Genomic DNA, 22,742 nt, shown 5'->3' with positions numbered 1-22,742 from the left:
GTGAGCATGTTCGACACGGTCCTCGTGGCCAACCGGGGCGAGATCGCCGTCCGGGTCATCCGCACCCTGCGCGCCCTCGGCGTCCGCTCCGTCGCCGTCTTCTCCGACGCGGACGCCGACGCCCGGCACGTCCGGGAGGCCGACACGGCGGTACGGATCGGTCCGGCGCCGGCGGCGGAGAGCTATCTGTCGGCGGAGCGGCTGCTGGAGGCCGCCGCCCGCACCGGCGCCCAGGCGGTCCACCCCGGGTACGGCTTCCTCGCGGAGAACGCCGCCTTCGCGCGGGCGTGCGCGGAGGCGGGCCTGGTCTTCATCGGCCCGTCCGCCGACGCCATCTCCCTGATGGGCGACAAGATCCGCGCCAAGGAGACGGTCCGGGCGGCCGGGGTGCCGGTGGTGCCGGGCTCCAGCGGCAGCGGTCTGACCGACGGTGAACTCGCCGACGCCGCCCGCGAGATCGGCATGCCGGTGCTGCTGAAGCCCAGCGCGGGCGGCGGCGGCAAGGGCATGCGGCTGGTCCGGGACGCCGGGCGGCTGGCCGAGGAGATCGCCGCCGCCCGCCGCGAGGCCCGCGCCTCCTTCGGCGACGACACCCTCCTCGTGGAGCGGTGGATCGACCGCCCCCGGCACATCGAGATCCAGGTCCTCGCCGACGGGCACGGCGGTGTCGTGCACCTGGGCGAGCGCGAGTGCTCCCTCCAGCGCCGCCACCAGAAGATCATCGAGGAGGCGCCCAGCGTCCTGCTCGACGAGGCCACCCGTGCCGCGATGGGCGAGGCGGCCGTCCAGGCGGCCCGCTCCTGCGGCTACTCCGGCGCGGGCACGGTGGAGTTCATCGTCCCCGGCGGCGACCCCTCCGCGTACTACTTCATGGAGATGAACACCCGCCTCCAGGTCGAACACCCGGTGACCGAGCTGGTCACGGGCGTGGACCTGGTGGAGTGGCAGCTGCGGGTCGCGGCGGGCGAGCGGCTGGCGTTCGGGCAGGAGGACGTCACCCTCACCGGGCACGCGGTCGAGGCCCGGATCTGCGCCGAGGACCCGTCCCGGGGCTTCCTGCCCTCCGGCGGCACGATCCTGCGCCTGCGCGAGCCGCAGGGCGACGGCGTCCGCACCGACTCCGGCCTGACCGAGGGCACGGAGGTCGGCTCGCTGTACGACCCGATGCTCTCCAAGGTCATCGCCTACGGCCCCGACCGCGCCACCGCCCTGCGCCGGCTCCGGGCGGCCCTCGCCGGGACGGTCACCCTGGGCGTGCAGACGAACGCGGGCTTCCTGCGGCGGCTGCTGGCCCACCCGGCGGTGGTGGCGGGCGAGCTGGACACGGGGCTGGTGGAGCGCGAGGCCGGGGCGCTGGTCCCGCGCGAGGTCCCGGTGGAGGTCCACGCGGCGGCGGCCCTGCTGCGGCAGGCGGCCCTGATCCCGGCCCGGGGCGGCGGAACCGGGACCGGCACCGGCTGGACCGACCCGTTCGACGCGGCGGTCGGCTGGCGGCTGGGCGGCGAACCGGCCTGGACGGCCCACCATCTGCGGCTGCCGGGCCAGGAGCCGGTGACCGTACGGGTGCGCAGCACACCGGACGGCGGGACCGAGGTGCTGCCGGACGGGGCCGAGACCCCGCTCCGGGGGTCCGCGGGCACCTCCGGACCGGCCGGCGACGCGGGCCGCTTCACCTTCCTCCTCGACGGCCTCACCCACACCTTCCAGCACGCGGGCGACTGGCTGGGCCGCGACGGCGACGCCTGGCAGGTGGCCGACCACGACCCGGTGGCCGCGTCCCTGGAGGGCTCCGCCCACGCCGGCGCCGACTCGCTCACCGCCCCCATGCCCGGCACCGTCACGGTCGTGAAGGTGGCCGTCGGGGACGAGGTGACCGCCGGGCAGAGCCTGCTGGTGGTGGAGGCGATGAAGATGGAGCACGTCGTCTCCGCGCCGCACGCCGGGACGGTCGCCGAACTGGACGTCTCTCCGGGCGCGACGGTCGCCATGGACCAGGTGCTGGCGGTCGTCACTCCCCACGAGGAGCAGCAGGAGCACGCGGAGCAGCAGGAGCGCACGGGGGAACAGGAGCGTGCGAACCGGCCGGAGCACGCGGAGCGCCAGGAGGTGGCGCGGTGACCCTGCCCATGACGGTCCCCGAACCCGGCCTGCCGGCCCGGGTCCGTATCCACGAGGTCGGCGCCCGCGACGGCCTGCAGAACGAGAAGTCGACCGTCCCCACCGAGGTCAAGGCGGAGTTCGTCCGCCGCCTGGCCGACGCCGGGCTGACGACGATCGAGGCCACCAGCTTCGTCCACCCCAAGTGGGTGCCCCAACTGGCCGACGCGGAGCAGCTGTTCCCGCTCGTGAGCGACCTGCCGGTGGCCCTGCCCGTCCTCGTCCCCAACGAGCGGGGCCTGGACCGCGCCCTGGCCCTCGGCGCCCGCCGCGTCGCCGTCTTCGCCAGCGCCACCGAGTCCTTCGCCAAGGCCAACCTCAACCGCACGGTCGACGAGGCGCTGGCGATGTTCGAGCCGGTCGTCGGCCGGGCGAAGGCCGAGGGCCTGCACGTGCGCGGCTATCTGTCGATGTGCTTCGGCGACCCCTGGGAGGGCGCGGTCCCGGTCCCCCGGGTGACCCGGGTCTGCCACGCCCTGCTCGACATGGGCTGCGACGAACTCAGCCTCGGCGACACCATCGGGGTCGCCACACCGGGCCACGTCCGGGCGCTGCTGACCGACCTCACCGAGCACGTCCCCGTGGAGAAGCTGGGCGTGCACTTCCACGACACCTACGGCCAGGCGCTCGCCAACACCTACGCGGCGCTGCGGCACGGCGTCACCACCGTGGACGCCTCCGCGGGCGGCCTGGGCGGCTGCCCGTACGCGAAGTCCGCCACCGGCAACCTCGCCACCGAAGACCTCGTCTGGATGCTGCGCGGCCTCGGCATCGACACGGGCGTCGACCTCGGCCGCCTCGTCGCCACCAGCGCGTGGATGGCCGGACACCTGGGCCGGCCCAGCCCGTCCCGCACCGTACGAGCCCTGTCCCACAAGGACGCCGAGGGCCACCAGGACGACAAGGAGCAGTGACGTCCATGAACCACCGCCTCTCCCCCGAGCTGGAAGAACTCCGCCGCACGGTCGAGGAGTTCGCGCACGAGGTCGTCGCCCCCAAGATCGGAGACTTCTACGAGCGGCACGAGTTCCCGTACGAGATCGTGCGCGAGATGGGCCGCATGGGGCTGTTCGGGCTGCCGTTCCCCGAGGAGTACGGCGGCATGGGCGGCGACTACCTGGCGCTGGGCATCGCGCTGGAGGAGCTGGCCCGGGTGGACTCGTCCGTGGCGATCACCCTGGAGGCCGGGGTCTCCCTGGGGGCCATGCCGGTCCATCTCTTCGGCACACCGGCCCAGAAGGCGGAGTGGCTGCCGCGGCTGTGTTCCGGCGAGGTGCTGGGCGCGTTCGGTCTCACCGAGCCCGACGGCGGCTCGGACGCGGGCGCGACCCGGACGACGGCCCGGCTGGACGCGTCGACGAACGAATGGGTCATCAACGGCAGCAAGTGCTTCATCACCAACTCGGGCACGGACATCACGGCCCTGGTCACGGTGACGGCGGTGACGGGCCGCACCCCGGAGGGCAAGCCCCTCATCTCCTCGATCATCGTCCCGTCCGGCACCCCGGGCTTCACGGTGGCCGCGCCCTACTCGAAGGTCGGCTGGAACGCCTCCGACACCCGTGAGCTGTCCTTCGCGGACGTCCGGGTCCCGGCGGAGAACCTGCTCGGCGAAGAGGGCCGCGGCTACGCCCAGTTCCTGCGCATCCTCGACGAGGGCCGCATCGCCATCTCGGCACTGGCGACGGGCCTCGCCCAGGGCTGTGTGGACGAGTCGGTGAAGTACGCCAAGGAACGGCACGCCTTCGGGCGGCCGATCGGCGCCAACCAGGCCATCCAGTTCAAGATCGCCGACATGGAGATGAAGGCCCACACGGCCCGCCTCTCCTGGCGTGACGCGGCCTACCGCCTGGTCGCCGGTGAGCCGTTCAAGAAGGAGGCGGCGCTGGCGAAGCTGTACTCCTCCACCGTGGCCGTGGACAACGCCCGCGACGCCACCCAGATCCACGGCGGCTACGGCTTCATGAACGAGTACCCGGTCGCCCGCATGTGGCGCGACTCCAAGATCCTGGAGATCGGCGAGGGCACCAGCGAGGTGCAACGCATGCTGATCGCGAGGGAGTTGGGTCTGATCAGCTGACCGACAGCTGGTGTTCGAACGATGGCCGGAATCCGCTCTGACGGCGCGGCTCCGGCACCCGCCACCCGGTTCGCCCCGCGCGAGCCGGGTGTCCTTTTGTCCGTCATGCGCACCCGCCGGGCCGGACTCGAAGCGCCTTCACATCAGCGCCACGCACCACCACCCCGAAGACCAACAGTCCTTCACGCGCCTCACCACCCTTCGATTCACAGGCAATTCAAAGAATGAACGGAGGCGGATCCGGGGACTCCACCTCACGGGGCCACCCGCTGGACAATCAGTGAGGTTAGGCTAACCTACCTTCGAATTCGCTCACGGGCGGCCCTCCGCCCCGTTCGAAAGTAGCCATACACATGTCCAACGCCAGAGCCGCTCACCTCACCCGCCGTGGCATCCTCGCCGCCGGTGGCGCACTCGGTCTCGGTGCCGCGCTCGCCGCCTGCGGGGACGAGAGCTCGACGAGCAGCGGCACTGGCTCCGGCAAGGAGACGGCCGCCGCGAAGTCCGGCCCCTGGTCGTTCAAGGACGACCGCGGCGTGACCGCCAAGACCGACGAGACGCCGGCGAACATCGTCGCCTTCGTGGGGGTCGCCGCCGCGCTCCACGACTACGGCATCGGCGTCAAGGGCGTCTTCGGCCCGACGAAGACCGCGGACGGCAAGGCCGACGTCCAGGCCGGCGACCTCGACATCAGCAAGGTGACGATCGTCGGCAACGTCTGGGACGAGTTCAGCGTCGAGAAGTACGCGGCCCTCGCCCCCGACGTCCTGATCACCACCCTGTTCGACGACGCGGGCACCCTCTGGTACGTCCCCGAGGCGTCCAAGGACAAGATCGCCAAGCTCGCCCCGAGCGTCGGCATCTCCGTCTACGACCGCCAGATGACCGAACCCCTGCAGCGGATGCTGGAGCTGGCGAAGTCGCTCGGCGCGGACACGGGATCGCAGAAGATCACCGCCGCCAAGAAGCGCTTCGAGGACGCGGCCGCCCGGCTGCGCGCGGCCACCAAGGCCAACCCCGGCATCAAGGTGCTCGCGGGCTCCGCCAGCCAGGACATCTTCTACGTCTCCGGGTCCAACCTCTCCATCGACCTGGAGTACTTCAAGGCCCTCGGCGTGGACTTCGTGGAGCCGAGCGCCGCCGCGCTGAAGGCCAGCGGGGGCTGGTTCGAGAACCTCAGCTGGGAGAACGTCGACAAGTACGACGCGGACCTCATCATCATGGACAACCGCACGTCGGCCATCCAGCCGGACGCCATCGAGGAGGCGACGTGGAAGAAGCTGCCGGCGGTGAAGGCGGGTCAGGTCATCGGGCGCAATCCCGAGCCGATTCTGTCCTACGACAAGTGCGCGCCGCTTCTTGAGGAGCTGGCCGAGGCGATCGAGAAGGCGAAGAAGGTCGGACGGGGCTGAGGCCGGAGGTCGACTGCGGGTCCGGTGGGGCTTCTCGCGCAGTTCCCCGCGCCCCTAAATGCCCAGGCCCTGCGGGCCTGAAAAGCACGGGGCGCAGCCCCTGCTTTTCAGGGGCGCGGGGAACTGCGCGACCAGCCCCCACCCACCCGCACCCGACAACGGACCGAGCCGCCCCCGAACCCCCACCCGCTCCCGCCCCCCCTCTCCAGGAGCCCCCATGACGACGGCCGTAGCCGCCCCCTTCCGTTTCTTCTCCCTTCAGGTCGTGCGGACGGAGCGGCTGGGACCGTCTCTCGTGCGCGTCTCGTTCGCGGGGGACGACCTGCGGTTCTTCCACTCCGACGGCAGGGACCAGTCGCTGTCGCTGTTCCTGCCGCACCCCGGCCAGACGGTCCCGGCCGTGCCCCACGAGCTGGGCGACGGCTGGTGGCAGGCGTGGCGGGAACTGCCGGACGACGTACGGGCGGTGATGCGGTCCTACACGCTCCGGGCGCTGCGCCGGGATCCCGACGAGGTCGACATCGACTTCGTGCTGCACACCCCGGCCGGCCCCGCCTCCTCCTGGGCCTCCCGCGCCGCCGCCGGTGATCGCGTCCTGCTGCTCGGCCCCGCCGTCGCCGACAACCGGGCCATCCGGTTCCGGGCGCCCGAGGACACCGATCTCGTGGTGATCTGGGGGGACGAGACCGCCGTGCCGGCCGTGTCCGCCATCCTCGAATCCCTGCCCGCCGGGACCCGGGCCCGGGTGTGGCTGGAGGTGCGGGACGCCGGGGACGTCCAGGACCTGGCGACCGAGGCCGACGCCGAGATCACCTGGCTCGTGGGGGAGGACGGGCTCGACGCCGTCCGCGCGGCCCGGCTCCCGTCCGCCGAGCACCCGTACGTCTGGACGGCGGGCGAGTCCGGCCGGGTGAAGGCGCTGCGCCGGCACTTCGTCGCCGAGCGCGGGATCGACCGGCGCCGGGTCACCTTCGTCGGGTACTGGCGCCACGGCATGACCGAGGAACAGCTGCGCGCCGCGGCCTAGTTCACCCCTGCGACCGGAGTGATCACGCTCACGGTCCCGGTTACCCTGAATCCTCGTTACTTAGGTTAGGCTAACCTAAGTTGACGTTCCCTCACCGGAGGACCTCCCCATGCGCTCGCACCTGCTCAATGACACGACCGCGGAGCGGTACCGCCGCACCGTGACCGAAGGCGTGGAGCGGGTGGCGGCCAGAATCGCCACCACCGACCGGCCGTTCACCGGTGTCGGCGTCGACGCCCTCGCTCCCGTCATCGACAAGATCGACCTCGACCGGCCGCTGCACGACACGGCCGCCGTCCTCGACGAGCTGGAGGAGGTCTACCTGCGGGACGCGGTCTACTTCCACCACCCGCGCTACCTCGCCCACCTCAACTGCCCGGTCGTCATCCCGGCCGTGCTCGGCGAAGCCGTCCTGTCCGCCGTCAACTCCTCCCTGGACACCTGGGACCAGTCGGCGGGCGGCACCCTGATCGAGCGCAGACTGATCGACTGGACCAACGAGCGCGTCGGGTTCGGGCCCGCCGCGGACGGCGTGTTCACCTCCGGCGGCTCGCAGTCCAACCTCCAGGCCCTGCTCCTCGCCCGTGAGGAGGCCAAGACCGACCGCACGGACAAGCTGCGGATCTTCGCCTCCGAGGTCAGCCACTTCAGCGTGAAGAAGTCGGCGAAACTGCTGGGCCTCGCCCCGGACGCGGTCGTCTCCGTCCCGGTCGACGGCAACAAGCGCATGCAGACGGTCGCCCTCGCGCGGGAACTGGAGCGCTGCCGGAACGACGGCCTCGTCCCCATGGCCGTCGTCGCCACCTCCGGCACCACCGACTTCGGTTCCATCGACCCGCTGCCCGAGATAGCCGAGCTGTGCGCGCAGTACGACACCTGGATGCACGTCGACGCCGCCTACGGCTGCGGCCTCCTCGTCTCCCGCAGGCGGCGCGGCCTCCTGGACGGCATCGAGCGCGCCGACTCCGTCACCGTCGACTACCACAAGTCCTTCTTCCAGCCCGTGAGTTCCTCCGCCGTACTCGTCCGGGACGGGGCCACCCTGCGCCACGCGACCTACCACGCGGAGTACCTCAACCCGCGCCGCATGGTCACCGAACGCATCCCCAACCAGGTCGACAAGTCCCTGCAGACCACCCGCCGCTTCGACGCGCTCAAGCTGTGGATGACCCTGCGCACGATGGGCGCCGACGGCATCGGCCGTCTCTTCGACGAGGTCTGCGACCTGGCGGAGGAGGGCTGGCGACTGCTCGCCGCCGACCCGCGCTACGACGTCGTCGTGGAGCCCCAGCTCTCCACGCTGGTCTACCGCTACATCCCCGAGGCGGTCACCGACCCCGCCGAGATCGACCGCGCCAACCTGCACGCCCGCAAGGCCCTGTTCGCCTCCGGCGACGCCGTGGTCGCGGGCACCAAGGTCGGCGGCCGCCACTACCTGAAGTTCACCCTGCTCAACCCCGAGACCACGGTCGCCGACATCGCCGCCGTGCTCGACCTGATCGCCGGCCATGCCGAGCAGTACCTGGGAGAATCCCTTGACCGCGTCGCTTCCTGAACCCGCCGTGAAGACCCACGACTTCATCGGCATCGGGCTGGGACCCTTCAACCTCGGCCTCGCCTGCCTCACCGAGCCCATCGCCGAACTCGACGGGATCTTCCTGGAGACGAAGCCCAACTTCGAGTGGCACTCGGGCATGTTCCTCGACGGCGCCCACCTCCAGACCCCGTTCATGTCGGACCTGGTCACCCTCGCCGACCCGACCTCCCCGTACTCCTTCCTGAACTACCTGAAGGACTCGGGCCGCCTGTACGCGTTCTACATCCGCGAGAACTTCTACCCCCTGCGGGTCGAGTACGACGACTACTGCCGCTGGGCCGCGGGCCGGCTGAGCAACGTCCGCTTCAACACGACGGTCACCGAGGTGACGTACGACGAAGAGGCCGAGGTCTACGCCGTACGGACGGCCGCCGGCGACGTCCTGCGCGCCCGGCACCTGGTCCTCGGCACCGGCACTCCCCCGTACGTCCCGGAGGCGGTCCGGGACCTGGACGGCGACTGGATCCACAACTCCCGCTATCTGACGCACAAGCGGGAGCTGCAGCAGAAGGAGTCGATCACGATCGTCGGCTCCGGGCAGTCGGCCGCCGAGATCTACCGGGACCTGCTCGGCGAGATCGACGTCCACGGCTACCAGCTGAACTGGGTGACGCGCTCCCCGCGCTTCTTCCCGCTGGAGTACACCAAGCTGACGCTGGAGATGACCTCCCCGGAGTACATCGACTACTTCCACGCGCTGCCGGAGCCCACCCGCCACCGGCTGACGCGGGAGCAGAAGGGCCTGTACAAGGGCATCGACGGGGACCTCGTCGACGAGATCTTCGACCTGCTCTACCAGAAGAGCCTCGGCGGCCCGCTCCCCACCCGGCTGCTCACCAACTCCGCCCTGCACAGCGCCGCTCACGAGAACGGGACGTACACCCTCGGGCTGCGCCAGGAGGAGCAGGAGAAGGACTTCGAGCTGCACACCCAGGGCCTGATCCTCGCCACCGGTTACCGGTACACCGAGCCGGAGTTCCTCCGGCCCGTCCGCGACCGGCTCCGCTACGACTCCCTCGGCAACTTCGACGTCGCCCGCAACTACGCGATCGACACCACCGGCCGGGGCGTCTTCCTGCAGAACGCGGCCGTCCACGCCCACAGCGTCACCTCACCCGACCTGGGCATGGGCCCGTACCGCAACGCGTACATCATCCGCGAGCTGCTGGGCACCGAGTACTACCCGGTGGAGAAGACCATCGCCTTCCAGGAGTTCTCCGTATGAGCTTCACCTTCCGCCCCCTCGACCCGCTGCGCGACGCCGAGCTGCTGCACCGCTGGGTGACCCACCCCAAGGCGGCCTTCTGGATGATGCAGGGCGCCCGGCTGGAGGACGTCGAACGCGCCTACATGGAGGTCGCCGCCGACCCGCACCAGCAGGCCCTGCTGGGGCTGCGGGACGGCGAGCCGGTGTTCCTCATGGAGCGGTACGACCCCGCCCACCGGGAGCTGGTGGGCCTGTACGAGCCCGAGCCCGGGGACGTCGGGATGCACTTCCTGGTACCGGCGACGGACACGCCGGTGCACGGCTTCACCAGGGCCGTGATCACCGCCGTGATGGCCCACCTCTTCGAGGACCCGGCCACCCGCCGCGTCGTCGTCGAACCGGACGTGTCCAACAAGGCCGTGCACGCCCTCAACGAGCTCGTCGGTTTCGTCCCCCACGGCGAGATCGACAAGCCGGAGAAGCGCGCGCTTCTGAGTTTCTGTACGCGAGAGCAGTTCGCCGACAGCCGGGCCGGCCGGGGTACGGCGGCCCGAGGAGTGACCGTATGACCCTGTCCGATGCCGTCGCGCATCTCTCCCCCCACCACTGGGCCCGGGCCGAACGCCTGCTGATCCGCAAGGCCCTCGCCGAGTTCGCCCACGAGCGGCTCATCACGCCGGAGGCCACCGCCGACGGCCGCTTCGAGGTCCGCAGCGACGACGGTGCGACCCGCTACGGGTTCACCGCCGTCCGGCGCGCCCTCGACCACTGGCAGGTCGACGCCGACTCGATCACCCGTCGACGGGACGGCGTCGACCTCCCTCTGGCCGCCCTGGACTTCTTCGTCGAACTGAAGGAGTCCCTCGGCCTGAGCGACGAGATCCTCCCGGTCTACCTGGAGGAGATCTCCTCCACCCTGGCCGGCACCTGCTACAAACTCGCCAAGCCGAAGGCGCCGGTCTCCGAGCTGGTGGACGCCGGCTTCCAGGCCGTCGAGACCGGGATGACCGAGGGCCACCCCTGCTTCGTCGCCAACAACGGCCGCCTCGGCTTCGGCGTGCACGAGTACCTGGCGTACGCCCCCGAGACCGCGAGCCCGGTCCGCCTGGTCTGGCTGGCCGCGCACCGCTCGCGGGCCGCATTCACGGCGGGCGCCGGCATCGAGTACGAGACCTTCCTGCGGGACGAGCTGGGCACGGCGACGGTCGACCGCTTCCACGCCGTCCTCACCGGCCTCGAACTGGACCCCGCCGACTACCTGTTCATCCCGGTCCACCCCTGGCAGTGGTGGAACAAGCTCACCGTCACCTTCGCCGCCGAGATCGCCCGGCGGAACCTGGTGTGCCTCGGCGAGGGCGACGACGAATACCTGGCCCAGCAGTCGATCCGGACGTTCTTCAACAGCACCGCCCCCGAGAAGCACTACGTCAAGACGGCCCTGTCCGTGCTCAACATGGGCTTCATGCGCGGCCTGTCGGCGGCGTACATGGAGGCGACCCCGGCCATCAACGACTGGCTCGCAGGCCTCATCGCCAACGACCCGGTCCTGAGGTCCACCGGCCTGTCGATCATCCGCGAGCGCGCGGCGGTCGGCTACCGGCACCTGGAGTACGAGGCCGCCACCGACAAGCACTCCCCGTACCGCAAGATGCTGGCCGCGCTGTGGCGCGAGAGCCCGGTGTCGTCCCTTCAGGACGGCGAGTCCCTGGCCACCATGGCCTCCCTGGTGCACGTCGACCACGAGGGCCACGGCTTCGCGGCGGCCCTGATCGCCCGCTCGGGCCTGCCCCCCACGGAGTGGCTGCGCCGCTACCTGAAGGCGTACCTCACCCCGCTCCTGCACAGCTTCTACGCCTACGACCTGGTCTTCATGCCGCACGGCGAGAACGTCATCCTGGTCCTGAAGGACGGGGCCGTGGAGCGGGCGGTCTACAAGGACATCGCCGAGGAGATCGCGGTCATGGACCCGGACGCGGTCCTCCCCCCGACGGTCGAACGCCTGCGCGTGGACGTCCCCGAGGGCATGAAACTCCTCTCGATCTTCACCGACGTCTTCGACTGCTTCTTCCGCTTCCTTGCGGCGAACCTCGCGGAGGAAGGCGTCCTGGACGAGGGGGAGTTCTGGCGCACGGTCGCCGAGTGCGTCCGCGACTACCAGCGGGCGATGCCCGAACTCGCCGACAAGTTCGCCCAGTACGACATGTTCGCCCCCGAGTTCGCGCTGTCCTGCCTCAACCGCCTGCAGCTCCGCGACAACCGCCAGATGGTCGACCTCGCGGACCCGGCGGGCGCGCTCCAGCTGGTCGGCACCCTGAAGAACCCCATCGCGGGCCTGTAGCCCCGGCGGTCCCCCGAGCAGACGGGCACCTCGGAGTACGGTCCTCCGAGGTGCCCGTCGCGATACTTCGGTTCGGATGTCGGGTGCGGCTCCGGTGGGGGCTGGTCGCGCAGTTCCCCGCGCCCCTGACAGACCAGGCCCTGCGGGCCTGAAAAGCACGGGGCGCAGCCCCTGCTTTTCAGGGGCGCGGGGAAATGCGCGAGCCACCACGACGCACCCGCACCCGCCGACGCACCGAACCCCCCACCCTCTACCGCCCCACCGCCGGAGGCCACGGCACCCCCGGCGCACGGAAGTACCCCACCCCCAGCGCCTCCCACCGCGGCCCCTGCGCGGCGAGCCGCCCCCGATACCCGTCCCACCCGTGCGTGGACCTCGGCGACCACCCCAGCTCCGCGACCCCCGGCAGCCGTGGGAACGTCATGTACTCGATGTCCGCCGAGGAGGCGATCGTCTCCGTCCACAACGGCGCCTCGACCCCCCGCACAGCGGCCCCCGGCACCCCCTCCAGATAGGTCCCCGGGTCCCAGTCGTACGCCCGTCGCACGTCCACGTACCCGGCCCAGTCCAGCCCCAGCGGGGTGTCCTTGTCGTACTTCATGTCGAGGTAGATCCGGTCGGCCGGCGACAGGATGATCCCCGTGCCGTTGCGCGCGGCGGCGGCCACCCGCTCCTTCTCCTGCGCACCCGTGCTGTCCAGCCCCCAGTACTGCGCGAGGGCGCCCGGCGCGGGCGTGGCCCCGGTCAGCTGGTGCCAGCCGATCACGGTCTTGTCGTACTTACGGACCACCGGCTGCACCCGGTCCATGAACGTCGCGTAGTCCTCGTGGCTGGTCGAGTGCGCCTCGTCGCCGCCGATGTGCAGATACCGGCCCGGAGTGAGCGCGGCCAGCTCCCGCACGACGTCCTCCACGAAGTCGTACGTCACGTCCTTGCCGACGCACAGGGAGCTGAAGCCGACCTCGGTGCCGGTGTAGAGCGGGGGCGCGACCCCGTCGCAGTTCAGCTCGGCGTAGGACGCGAGGGCGGCGTTGGTGTGGCCGGGCATGTCGATCTCGGGGACGACCTCCAGGTGGCGGGAGGCGGCGTACCGGACGATCTCCCGGTAGTCGGCCTTGGTGTAGAAGCCGCCCCGGCCGCCGCCGACCTGCGTGGAGCCGCCGTACGAGGCCAGGCGCGGCCAGGAGTCGACGGCGATGCGCCAGCCCTGGTCGTCGGAGAGGTGCAGGTGCAGCTTGTTGAACTTGTAGAGCGCCAGCCGGTCGATGTACCGCTTCACCTGGTCGACGCCGAAGAAGTGGCGGGAGACGTCCAGCATCGCGCCGCGCCAGCCGTAGCGAGGGGTGTCCTCGACGGTGCCGCCCGCGACCCGCCAGGGGCCCGGCTGCACGGATCGCCTCTCGACGGCGGCGGGCAGGAGCTGACGCAGGGTCTGCACGGCGTGGAAGAGTCCGGCGGGCGCGCGGGCGGTGAGGGTCACGCCGGCCGGGCCGCTCTCCAGCCGGTAGCCCTCCTGGCCGAGACCCGTCTCCCCGGCGGCCAGGCGCAGGCGGATTCCGGCCTCCTGACGTGCGGTCACCGGCAGCCGGTATCCCGTCGAGGGCCGCAGGATCCCCGCGAGGTACTCCCCGATCCGGCGGACCTCGGGCCCGCCGTCCACGACGATGCGCGCGGCGCTCGTGAGCCGGTACGGCGATCCGGCGGGCCGCACCGAGGCGGGCGCCGGGATCACCTGCCCGAGCGGGACGGTGGTGGCTGCGGCTTGGGCGTTCTCGGACACGGGTGCGGCTCCCACGGCGAACATCCCGGTCGCCACCAGCAGCAGCGAGCCGAGCAAGCGGGTCGATCTGTGACGCGGACTCACGACGTGCTCCCTCCACCGATCGAACTGTGCGCCCCCACCCTCGCCCCTGCACCCCCTCCAGGTCTAGACCATCTCCCCGACGGCCGGTGGAAGAATCCTCTGCATGGCGGAAATCCTCCAGCGCGACGGCACGTGGACCTTCGACGGCGACACCCTGCGGCTGACCCCGGGCCGCGACAAGAGCGTCAGCCTGCTGCGCAAGACCCTCGGCGAACTCGCCGTGCCGCTCGGCGCGTTGGCGGGCATCTCCTTCGAGCAGGGCCGGAGGTCGGGACGGCTGCGCCTGCGCCTGCGCGACGGCTCCGACCCCCTCCTCCAGGCCACCGGCGGCCGGCTCACCGACGCCCACGACCCGTATCGGCTGAACGTCGACTCGGACCGGTACGGGGTCGCCGAGTACGTCGTGGACGAGGTGCGCAACGCGCTGCTGCTGGACGAGGTACCGGGCGGCGCGGTGGACACCTATCTGCTCGCCGGGCCCGCCGTCCCGCTCTCCGTCTCCGCCGGGGACGGCACCGCGAGCTTCGACGGCGACCACGTACGCCTGGAGTGGAACTGGAAGACCGAGGAGGCGAAGGCGGCCTCGGGGACGCGGACGCTGCCGCTGGCCGACATAGCGGGCGTGGAGTGGCACCCCTCGGTCGGCCTGGAGAACGGCTGGCTGCGCTTCATCGTGCGGAACGCGCCGACGAAGGCACCGCCCAAGTACGACCCCAACTCCGTGGAGCTGTGGGGCTTCAAGAAGGACCCGCTGATGGCCCTGGTCGCGGCGGCCGTCCAGGCCCGGCTCCCGCATCCGGCGGCCCCGGCGCCGAAGCGGCTGTCCGCGTCCGCGCCGGCCGCGGAGGCGCCGGCCCCCGAGGAGGACCACGACGCCCTGCTGCGCCGCCTGCGCGAACTGGGCGACCTGCACCGGTCCGGGGTGCTCACGGACGAGGAGTTCACCTTGGCCAAGCAGGCGGTCCTCAAGCGCATCTGACGCGCGGGAGGACCCCTGCCCGGCACCCGGCCGTTCGTGCGCCCCGCCTTCCGGGCGCACCCACGGCACTACTTGGCCCTGCGTGCCACCGTGAAGTGGTCGACCTGCGCCCCGGTCTCCGCGATGCCCCGCACGGTCAGCGTGGCCCAGTGCCCCTTCGGCGCGGGCTTCACGTCCACCCGCAGGAAGGAGTAGTCGAGGTACCGCACCCGCGACCAGGTCACGGTCTCGTTCTGTTTGCCCCCCTTGGTGTTGATGTAGGACGAGACGGACTCGACCTCGTTCTCGTGGCCCTCGTAGGACAGCGGGGCGGTGAAGGAGTAGAGGCTGCGTCCGGCCGCGCCCGCCGTCACGTACACCACGCCCTCGCTCTCCGGGTACGCCGTGCCGCCGATCGGGAGCTTCTTGGTGACCGCGCCCGCCTTGATGACGTCGGTGCGCTCGTACTGGTGGTTGTGACCGTTGATGACGAGGTCGACGGCGTACTTCTCGAACAGCGGCACCCACTCCTGGCGCACACCGCCTTCCGAGGCGTGCGCGGTGGAGGTGCAGTAGGCGCAGTGGTGGAAGAAGACCACGACGAAGTCGATGTCCTTGGACGCGCGGTACTTCTTGAGCTGCGCCTCCAGCCACGTGGTCTGGGTGCCGCCGGAGATGCCGAGGTTGGCCGGGATCTCGAAGGAGATGTCGTTGGCGTCGAGGGCGACGATCGCCGTGTTGCCGTGGACGAAGGAGTAGACGCCCGGCAGGTTCTTCGGGTCGGGGCCGTTGTCGGGGAGGTTCCAGCGGGCCTGCTCGCCGCCGTAGCCGTTGGGCGAGTACCAGGCCTCCATGTCGTGGTTGCCGTACGCGGGCATCCACGGGACGGACTTGGCGACGGACTCGGTCTGGGCGAGGAACTGGTCCCACACGCGGGAGTCGAAGCCGGTGTCGGCGGTCCTGCCCTGGCCGGCCGGGTCGGCGTAGGCGATGTCGCCGGCGTGCAGGTGGAAGGCCGGGTTCTGGCCGAGGAGGAGGCTGTTGTTGGCGAGGCCGTGGTAGCCGACGCCCTCGTCGCCGAAGGCCGTGAAGGTGAACGGCTCCTTGTGGGCGGGGGCGGTGGTGAAGGTGCCGACGGTGCCCGCGTACCGGGGCGAGGCCGGGTCGAAGCCGTCGTGGCCGACGCCGTAGTAGTAGGTCTTCCCGGGCTTGAGGTGGGTCAGCTTGGCGTGCACGTAGTACTGGGTGTGGTCGCCGCTCGCGCCGACACCGGCCGGGGTGAAGAGGGTGCGGACCTCGGCCTCGATCCTGGCCGAGAGGTGCGAGGCGTGCGTGCCGACCCGGACGAAGGGCTTCTTGACCGGGAGCGGGACCTGCCAGGAGACGGTGATCTCGGTACGCGGGTCGTTGCCGAAGGCGAGATGGCGGCCGAAGGGGGCGACGAAGGAGCCGTCGACGTGTTCGTCGCTCGCGGCGGCCCGGGTGGGCGCCGAGGTGCGGAGCGCGGCCGGGGTGGCGGCCCGGGCCGCGGCGGGGACGAACGCGCCGCCCGCGACGGCACCGAGGGTGACCGCGCCGCCTCTGATCATCGAGCGCCGGGAGAACGTGGAGCGCAGGTACTCGTGCTGCTCGGCCATGCTCATGCGCTCGGCCAGCCGCTCGGGTACGCCCATACGAGGAATGTCCATGGTGTCCGAAAGTCGTCGCCTCAGGCGACGGGATACGGGACGCCGGATGGACGGCACACGAACAGCCACTCATAACACATTCAACGTTCCCCCAAGGGGCCGTAACGGCAGCCTGCCCGATATCGGGCAGGATTCTTGCGAAACACCCGCCGCTCCTCCAGGATCTACCGAGTGCACGATGAACTTGTCGATCATTTGACGCGCTCCTCCCCCCTCAACCGGGGCGAGGCGCTGCGGGTGATCCAGGACGTGCTCGCCTACTTCGACGAGACGACCGAGGTCTACGTCCGTCGCCGCCACCGCGAGCTCCAGGCCCAGGGCCTGGTCAACGCGACGATCTTCGAACGGATCGAGGCGGACCTGAAGTACCGGGCGGTCGCACCGCCGGAGCTCACGCTCCGGCAGCTGCGCCGCATCGTCTACGGCTGACCGGCCACGACCCGGTCCGCCACGACCGGCCGGTCACGGCCGACCGTCTACAGCTAGGGGATACGTCTATATGTGCGGGATCGTCGGTTACATCGGCAGGCGCGATGTGGCGCCGCTGCTCCTCGAAGGTCTGCAGCGCCTGGAGTACCGGGGCTACGACTCGGCGGGCATAGTGGTCACCTCGCCCAAGACCGCCGGTCTGCGGATGGTCAAGGCCAAGGGCCGGGTCCGCGACCTGGAGGCCAAGGTCCCCGCGCGCTTCAAGGGCACCACCGGAATCGCCCACACCCGCTGGGCCACCCACGGCGCCCCCTCCGACGTCAACGCCCACCCGCACATGTCGGCCGACAACAAGGTCGCCGTCGTCCACAACGGCATCATCGACAACGCCTCCGACCTGCGCAAGAAGCTCGAAGCGGACGGCGTCGAGTTCCTCTCCGAGACGGACACCGAGGTCCTGACCCACCTCATCGCCCGCTCCCAGGCCACCACCCTGGAGGAGAAGGTCCGCCAGGCGGTGCGCATCGTCGAGGGCACGTACGGCATCGCCGTCATGCACGCCGACTTCAACGACCGCATCGTCGTCGCCCGCAACGGCTCCCCGGTCGTCCTCGGCATCGGCGAGAAGGAGATGTTCGTCGCCTCGGACATAGCCGCTCTGGTCGCCCACACCCGCCAGATCGTCACCCTCGACGACGGCGAGATGGCCACCCTCAAGGCCGACGACTTCCGCACCTACACCACGGAGGGCACCCGCACCACGGCCGAGCCCACCACCGTGGAGTGGGAGGCCGCCTCGTACGACATGGGCGGCCACGACACGTACATGCACAAGGAGATCCACGAGCAGGCCGAGGCCGTGGACCGGGTGCTGCGCGGCCGGATCGACGACCGCTTCTCCACCGTGCACCTCGGCGGACTCAACCTGGACGCCCGTGAGGCGCGCCAGATCCGCCGCGTGAAGATCCTCGGCTGCGGCACCTCGTACCACGCGGGCATGATCGGCGCCCAGATGATCGAGGAGCTGGCGCGCATCCCCGCGGACGCCGAGCCGGCGTCGGAGTTCCGCTACCGCAACGCGGTCGTCGACCCCGACACCCTCTACATCGCCGTCTCCCAGTCCGGCGAGACCTACGACGTGCTGGCGGCCGTCCAGGAGCTGAAGCGCAAGGGCGCCCGGGTGCTGGGTGTGGTGAACGTGGTGGGCTCGGCGATCGCCCGTGAGGCGGACGGCGGCATCTACGTGCACGCGGGCCCGGAGGTCTGCGTGGTCTCCACCAAGTGCTTCACCAACACCACGGTCGCCTTCGCGCTGCTGGCGCTGCACCTGGGCCGCACCCGTGACCTCTCCGTCCGCGACGGCAAGCGGATCATCGCGGGCCTGCGCAAGCTGCCGGCCCAGATCTCCGAGATGCTGGAGCAGGAGGAGGAGATCAAGAAGCTGGCCGAGAGTTACGCCGAGGCCCGCTCGATGCTCTTCATCGGCCGCGTCCGGGGCTACCCGGTGGCCCGTGAGGCCTCCCTGAAGCTCAAGGAGGTCTCGTACATCCACGCCGAGGCCTACCCCGCCTCCGAGCTGAAGCACGGCCCCCTGGCCCTCATCGAGCCCGCCCTCCCGACGGTCGCCATCGTCCCCGACGACGACCTGCTGGAGAAGAACCGCGCCGCCCTGGAGGAGATCAAGGCCCGCAGCGGCAAGATCCTCGCCGTCGCCCACCAGGAGCAGGAGAAGGCCGACCAGACGATCGTCGTCCCCAAGAACGAGGACGAGCTGGACCCGATCCTCATGGGCATCCCCCTCCAACTCCTGGCCTATCACACGGCGTTGGCCCTGGGCCGGGACATCGACAAGCCGCGCAACCTGGCCAAGTCGGTGACCGTGGAGTAGGCGACTCCCGTACGGGCCGGGCGGATCGCACCGGCCGCACGACGAAGACGGACCCCCGCGTGATGGCACCCATCACAAGGGGGTCCGTTCGATGACGCCGGGGTCGCCCAACTCCCCGGCGCACGCTGCCAACTACCCGTGGCCGTCACACCACTCCGTCAGGCATCACGCGGGTTATGCCCTTCACAAGGACACAAACACCCCTACGCGCCAGTAGACTTCCGCGTTTCCGAACCAGTCGGGGAACTCGGGGCTCTCGGGGAATTCAGGGAACTGAGGGGGGACTCAGGGGACTCAGAGAACTCAGGGAATGACGATGACCGGCCGCTGCGCCCGCTTGGCGAGCCGGCCCGCGACGGATCCGAAGATCCGCCCGACGATCCCGTGCGTGGACCCGACGACGATCGCGTCGGCCTCGTACTCCCGCCCCACCTCTTCGAGTTCGTGGCAGATGTCGCCGCCCCGCTCGACGAGGATCCAGGGCACTTCGGCGAGATAGTCGGCGCAGGCCAGTTCCAGGCCGAGGACCTCGGTCCGGTGGTCGGGGACGTCGACGAACACGGGCGGCTCGCAGCCGGCCCACACGGTCGTGGGCAGCCGGTTGGCGACATGCACGATGATCAGGCCCGAGCCGGAGCGGCGGGCCATGCCGATGGCGTACGCGAGAGCGCGTTCACTGGAGGTCGAACCGTCGAAGCCGACGACGACACCGTGCTTGAACGCGGGATCACAGGAGGGACGTGCCTCTTCCGCCGCAAGGGGCTCGGCCGCCGTCTGATCGGCGACGGGCCGCCGCTCGCGGTCCGCGGATTCGAAGAATTCTTGACCGGCCATGGGTGTCTCGGCGTTTGGATCCTCGTGTGGGACGACGTGTAGGGGACGTCAGTGTGCGGCGGAGCCGTGTCCGGGAAACATCTTCCCCAGCCCATACCCCCAAGGGTACGACCGCACGCCTCCTTCGCCCAGATCCCGCACCGGCTGCGCGGGGTTCCAGGGAGCATGCACGAGCACCGCCCCGTAACGCAATGGTTGCTGCCACGTACAGCCGGTTCATCCGGCCCGCCCCGATCCGGCACCGTCGCCGGCGCGTGGATCCCGGCCCCCGCGGCAACCCGATCACCCGGTACCAGTGACCGACGGCTCGAACACGCGTTGAACCCCCGTAAGCCGTCCCCGTGGGAGCCAGGAGGGAGCCCGCAGTGTCCGCGCACCGCACCGCGCCTCGGTCCGCCCCCGAGTCCGACGAGGTCCCCCCGCCCCGGCCGCACTCCCCCGGACGCGCCCCCCAGTCCCCGCCCTCACCCACGCCCTCACCCGCGGCGTCGTCCGCACCCCACTGCGCCGACACCGCCACGGACGTGGTGCGCTGGGCGGCCTTCAGCTGCGTCCTCGTGCCGGTCGTCCTCGTCTGGTACGGCACCTCCCTCGCCGGCGCCACGGGCGCGGCCCTGGGCCTGGCCGCGGTCACCGGCGTCTGCCGCGTCCTCCTGCGCCAGTCCGAACGCGGCGCGGCCCGCGCGGCCCGGGAGAACGCCGCACACCCTCCGGCGGCCCCCGCCGATCCGGTGGCCGAAGATCGCACCCCCCAGCGCGGCCGCCACGGACGCCCCGCTCCCGGGGCGCACAGAGGCGGACGGAACCCCGGCCCGAGTGCGCCGGTCGACTGACCGGTTTCCGCGCACACCCCCGTATCTTTTCAGCCAACTTCGGTTACCTGGGTGTTCCTTGGTCGAACACCCCCCCACCCCCCGTTCGACCTGCACCGAAAGGGGTCCAGGGGCCGCGCGCACCCTACGTGGACCGGCCACGGGGACGAGGCGTACTTCCCTGCACGCCCCACGAGTGCAACGCTTCGTGATCGAATGCTTTACGCCAAGTTGCCATGTCGACAATGTGCCGGTTGGCGATCTGGTCACGCCGGCACCACGGGACACAGTAGATTCGATCATGACTGTCTTACGGCGGGGGACTCGTGCAGGACCAAGGGGAAACGTGCAGGAGCGACACAACCGAGGAGCCGCGACCACCGAGGGGGGCTTAGCAGTATGAGCCAGGACTCCACCGCCGCGCCGGAAGCCGCGGCCCGGAAGCTGTCCGGGCGACGCCGCAAGGAGATCGTCGCGGTGCTGCTGTTCAGCGGCGGCCCCATCTTCGAGAGTTCCATACCACTGTCGGTGTTCGGGATCGACCGCCAGGACGCCGGCGTACCGCGCTACCGCCTGCTGGTGTGCGCGGGTGAGGACGGCCCGCTGCGGACCACGGGGGGCCTGGAACTCACCGCACCGAACGGCCTCGAGGCGATCTCGCGTGCGGGCACGGTGGTCGTGCCCGCATGGCGTTCGATCACCTCGCCGCCGCCGGAGGAGGCGCTCGACGCACTGCGCCGAGCGCACGAGGAGGGTGCCCGCATCGTCGGGCTGTGCACCGGCGCGTTCGTGCTGGCCGCCGCCGGACTGCTGGACGGCAGACCCGCGACGACGCACTGGATGTACGCGCCGACGCTGGCCAAGCGCTATCCGTCCGTCCACGTCGACCCACGAGAACTCTTCGTGGACGACGGTGACGTACTGACATCGGCCGGGACCGCGGCCGGAATCGATCTCTGTCTGCACATCGTGCGGACGGATCACGGCAACGAGGCGGCAGGGGCCCTGGCCCGGCGTCTCGTCGTGCCACCTCGTCGATCGGGCGGCCAGGAGCGCTACCTCGATCGGTCTTTACCCGAGGAGATCGGCGCCGACCCGCTGGCCGAGGTCGTCGCCTGGGCGCTGGAGCACCTCCACGAGCAGTTCGACGTGGAGACGCTGGCGGCACGCGCGTACATGAGCCGTCGGACGTTCGACCGCCGGTTCCGTTCGCTCACCGGGAGCGCTCCCCTGCAGTGGCTGATCACTCAGCGCGTGCTGCAGGCACAGCGTCTGCTGGAGACGTCGGACTACTCGGTGGACGAGGTCGCCGGGCGGTGCGGCTTCCGTTCGCCGGTGGCGCTGCGCGGGCACTTCCGGCGGCAGCTGGGGTCGTCCCCGGCGGCGTACCGGGCGGCCTACCGTGCCCGTCGTCCCCAGGGCGAGAAGCACAGCGACCACCATGACGGGCCGCACGGCGTCCCGGGGCCGGCGATGTCGCCGGAGCACGCCCCGGTGCCGCTCCAGGCCCGCCGCACGGCCGCGGCGAGCGCCCTGGCGCCGTCGGCGTCCCTCTCCGCGGAGGGCGCCAAGCCGGAGCTGTACGCGACCGGCCGGCTGCCGGGCCAGCGCAGCGCGCCGTAGCACCGGTCGGGCCCGTACGGCCCGGTCCCGCACCCGATCACCCCGTGATCACCCTGGTGCAGGACCGGGCCGTACGGCTGTCACGGGTCGTAAGGTGAGACACATGAACGATCGCATGGTGTGGATCGACTGCGAGATGACCGGCCTCTCGCTGTCCGACGACGCGCTCATCGAGGTGGCCGCCCTCGTCACCGACTCCGAGCTGAACGTGCTCGGCGACGGCGTCGACATCGTCATCCGTCCGCCGGACGCGGCGCTGGAGACGATGCCGGAGGTGGTGCGCGAGATGCACACCGCGTCCGGCCTGCTCGACGCCCTGGCCGGCGGCACGACCCTCGCCGACGCCGAGGCGCAGGTCCTGGCCTACGTGCGCGAGCACGTGAAGGAACCGCGCAAGGCCCCGCTGTGCGGCAACACGGTGGGCACGGACCGCGGGTTCCTCCTCCGGGACATGCCGACGCTGGAGGGCCACCTCCACTACCGCATCGTGGACGTCTCCTCCGTCAAGGAGCTGGCCCGCCGCTGGTATCCGCGGGCGTACTTCAACAGCCCCGAGAAGAACGGCAACCACCGGGCCCTCGCCGACATCCGCGAGTCCATCGCCGAGCTGCGCTACTACCGCGAGGCGATCTTCGTCCCGCAGCCCGGCCCCGACTCGGACACGGCCCGCACGATCGCCGCGAAGCACGTCCTGCCCGCGACGTAACCCCGTCCACCGGGGCCCCTCCGGGCCCCCGAACGCCCCCACCGAAACGTGTGCGCGGGCACCCCTTCGGACCCTGTACACTTTTTCTCGGCCGGTCGGTGAAACCTTCGGATGAACCGCCG

General features: G+C 70.9%; 18 protein-coding genes. 15 read left to right on the top strand and 3 right to left on the bottom strand.

Annotated features, from left to right (window positions below):
- The first annotated feature begins 6 nt into the window (after positions 1-6).
- The 9 genes from PYR72_RS30535 (at position 7) to PYR72_RS30495 (ending at position 11,818) form a co-directional block, all read left to right on the top strand.
- The gene (locus PYR72_RS30535) at positions 7-2,118 is read left to right on the top strand and encodes an acetyl-CoA carboxylase biotin carboxylase subunit (RefSeq protein ID WP_275460567.1); all 2,112 of its coding nucleotides are present in this window, start codon (positions 7-9) and stop codon (positions 2,116-2,118) included.
- Positions 2,115-3,071 (top strand): hydroxymethylglutaryl-CoA lyase, encoded by a 957-nt coding sequence (locus PYR72_RS30530; protein WP_275458257.1) that lies wholly within the window; start codon positions 2,115-2,117, stop codon positions 3,069-3,071. The genes PYR72_RS30535 and PYR72_RS30530 overlap by 4 nt, the downstream gene beginning before the upstream one ends.
- A 5-nt stretch (positions 3,072-3,076) precedes the next feature.
- Positions 3,077-4,237: an acyl-CoA dehydrogenase family protein gene (locus PYR72_RS30525; protein WP_275458256.1), complete on the top strand. Its 1,161-nt coding sequence runs from the start codon at positions 3,077-3,079 to the stop codon at positions 4,235-4,237.
- A gap of 353 nt (positions 4,238-4,590) precedes the next feature.
- Complete coding sequence (locus tag PYR72_RS30520) at positions 4,591-5,649, top strand: ABC transporter substrate-binding protein (protein WP_275458255.1); 1,059 nt, start codon at positions 4,591-4,593, stop codon at positions 5,647-5,649.
- Between the two features lie 217 nt (positions 5,650-5,866).
- The gene (locus tag PYR72_RS30515) at positions 5,867-6,676 is read left to right on the top strand and encodes a siderophore-interacting protein (RefSeq protein ID WP_275458254.1); all 810 of its coding nucleotides are present in this window, start codon (positions 5,867-5,869) and stop codon (positions 6,674-6,676) included.
- A gap of 109 nt (positions 6,677-6,785) precedes the next feature.
- Positions 6,786-8,231, top strand: a complete 1,446-nt coding sequence (gene desA, locus PYR72_RS30510; RefSeq protein ID WP_275458253.1) for a lysine decarboxylase DesA — start codon at positions 6,786-6,788, stop codon at positions 8,229-8,231.
- On the top strand, positions 8,212-9,498 hold the full coding sequence (locus PYR72_RS30505; RefSeq protein WP_275458252.1) for a lysine N(6)-hydroxylase/L-ornithine N(5)-oxygenase family protein: 1,287 nt from the start codon (positions 8,212-8,214) through the stop codon (positions 9,496-9,498). Before desA ends, PYR72_RS30505 begins: the two co-directional genes overlap by 20 nt.
- Entirely contained in the window at positions 9,495-10,049 is a 555-nt protein-coding gene (locus PYR72_RS30500; RefSeq protein WP_275458251.1) for a GNAT family N-acetyltransferase, read from the top strand. Before PYR72_RS30505 ends, PYR72_RS30500 begins: the two co-directional genes overlap by 4 nt.
- A complete protein-coding gene (locus PYR72_RS30495) occupies positions 10,046-11,818 on the top strand; it encodes an IucA/IucC family siderophore biosynthesis protein (protein ID WP_275458250.1) in 1,773 nt (590 codons plus the stop codon). Before PYR72_RS30500 ends, PYR72_RS30495 begins: the two co-directional genes overlap by 4 nt.
- Before the next feature lie 250 nt (positions 11,819-12,068).
- Here PYR72_RS30495 and PYR72_RS30490 read toward each other — a convergent pair whose 3' ends face one another.
- Positions 12,069-13,682, bottom strand: a complete 1,614-nt coding sequence (locus PYR72_RS30490; RefSeq protein WP_275458249.1) for a beta-N-acetylhexosaminidase — start codon at positions 13,680-13,682, stop codon at positions 12,069-12,071.
- A 103-nt stretch (positions 13,683-13,785) separates the two neighbouring features.
- Here PYR72_RS30490 and PYR72_RS30485 point away from each other — a divergent pair, with 103 nt between their 5' ends.
- Positions 13,786-14,661: a DUF4429 domain-containing protein gene (locus PYR72_RS30485; RefSeq protein ID WP_275458248.1), complete on the top strand. Its 876-nt coding sequence runs from the start codon at positions 13,786-13,788 to the stop codon at positions 14,659-14,661.
- Positions 14,662-14,729: 68 nt separating this feature from the next.
- On the opposite strand, the gene PYR72_RS30480 is transcribed toward PYR72_RS30485, so the two are convergent.
- Positions 14,730-16,313 (bottom strand): metallophosphoesterase family protein, encoded by a 1,584-nt coding sequence (locus PYR72_RS30480; RefSeq protein WP_275458247.1) that lies wholly within the window; start codon positions 16,311-16,313, stop codon positions 14,730-14,732.
- A gap of 186 nt (positions 16,314-16,499) precedes the next feature.
- Between PYR72_RS30480 and PYR72_RS30475 the strand changes: the two genes are divergently transcribed.
- A complete protein-coding gene (locus PYR72_RS30475; RefSeq protein WP_013003380.1) occupies positions 16,500-16,757 on the top strand; it encodes a hypothetical protein in 258 nt (85 codons plus the stop codon).
- Between the two features lie 70 nt (positions 16,758-16,827).
- Complete coding sequence (gene glmS / locus PYR72_RS30470) at positions 16,828-18,645, top strand: glutamine--fructose-6-phosphate transaminase (isomerizing) (RefSeq protein WP_059083007.1); 1,818 nt, start codon at positions 16,828-16,830, stop codon at positions 18,643-18,645.
- A gap of 303 nt (positions 18,646-18,948) precedes the next feature.
- Here glmS and PYR72_RS30465 read toward each other — a convergent pair whose 3' ends face one another.
- Positions 18,949-19,479 carry a universal stress protein gene (locus tag PYR72_RS30465; RefSeq protein WP_013003378.1) on the bottom strand — a complete coding sequence of 177 codons (531 nt, stop codon included), beginning with the start codon at positions 19,477-19,479 and terminating at the stop codon, positions 18,949-18,951.
- Between the two features lie 365 nt (positions 19,480-19,844).
- Here PYR72_RS30465 and PYR72_RS30460 point away from each other — a divergent pair, with 365 nt between their 5' ends.
- The 3 genes from PYR72_RS30460 to orn all read left to right on the top strand — a co-directional run bounded on the left by PYR72_RS30460 (position 19,845) and on the right by orn (position 22,620).
- Positions 19,845-20,312, top strand: a complete 468-nt coding sequence (locus PYR72_RS30460) for a hypothetical protein (protein WP_275458246.1) — start codon at positions 19,845-19,847, stop codon at positions 20,310-20,312.
- A 378-nt stretch (positions 20,313-20,690) separates the two neighbouring features.
- Complete coding sequence (locus tag PYR72_RS30455) at positions 20,691-21,914, top strand: helix-turn-helix domain-containing protein (protein ID WP_275458245.1); 1,224 nt, start codon at positions 20,691-20,693, stop codon at positions 21,912-21,914.
- A gap of 103 nt (positions 21,915-22,017) precedes the next feature.
- The gene (orn, locus tag PYR72_RS30450) at positions 22,018-22,620 is read left to right on the top strand and encodes an oligoribonuclease (RefSeq protein WP_275458244.1); all 603 of its coding nucleotides are present in this window, start codon (positions 22,018-22,020) and stop codon (positions 22,618-22,620) included.
- The last annotated feature ends 122 nt before the right edge of the window (positions 22,621-22,742 follow it).

Origin of the sequence: Streptomyces sp. VNUA24 (genome assembly GCF_029167005.1) — a bacterium.
In the GTDB taxonomy this organism is placed as follows: domain Bacteria; phylum Actinomycetota; class Actinomycetes; order Streptomycetales; family Streptomycetaceae; genus Streptomyces; species Streptomyces scabiei.
Note: the sequence above shows the minus strand (reverse complement) of the source record. Positions and strands in the feature narration are given on the sequence as shown.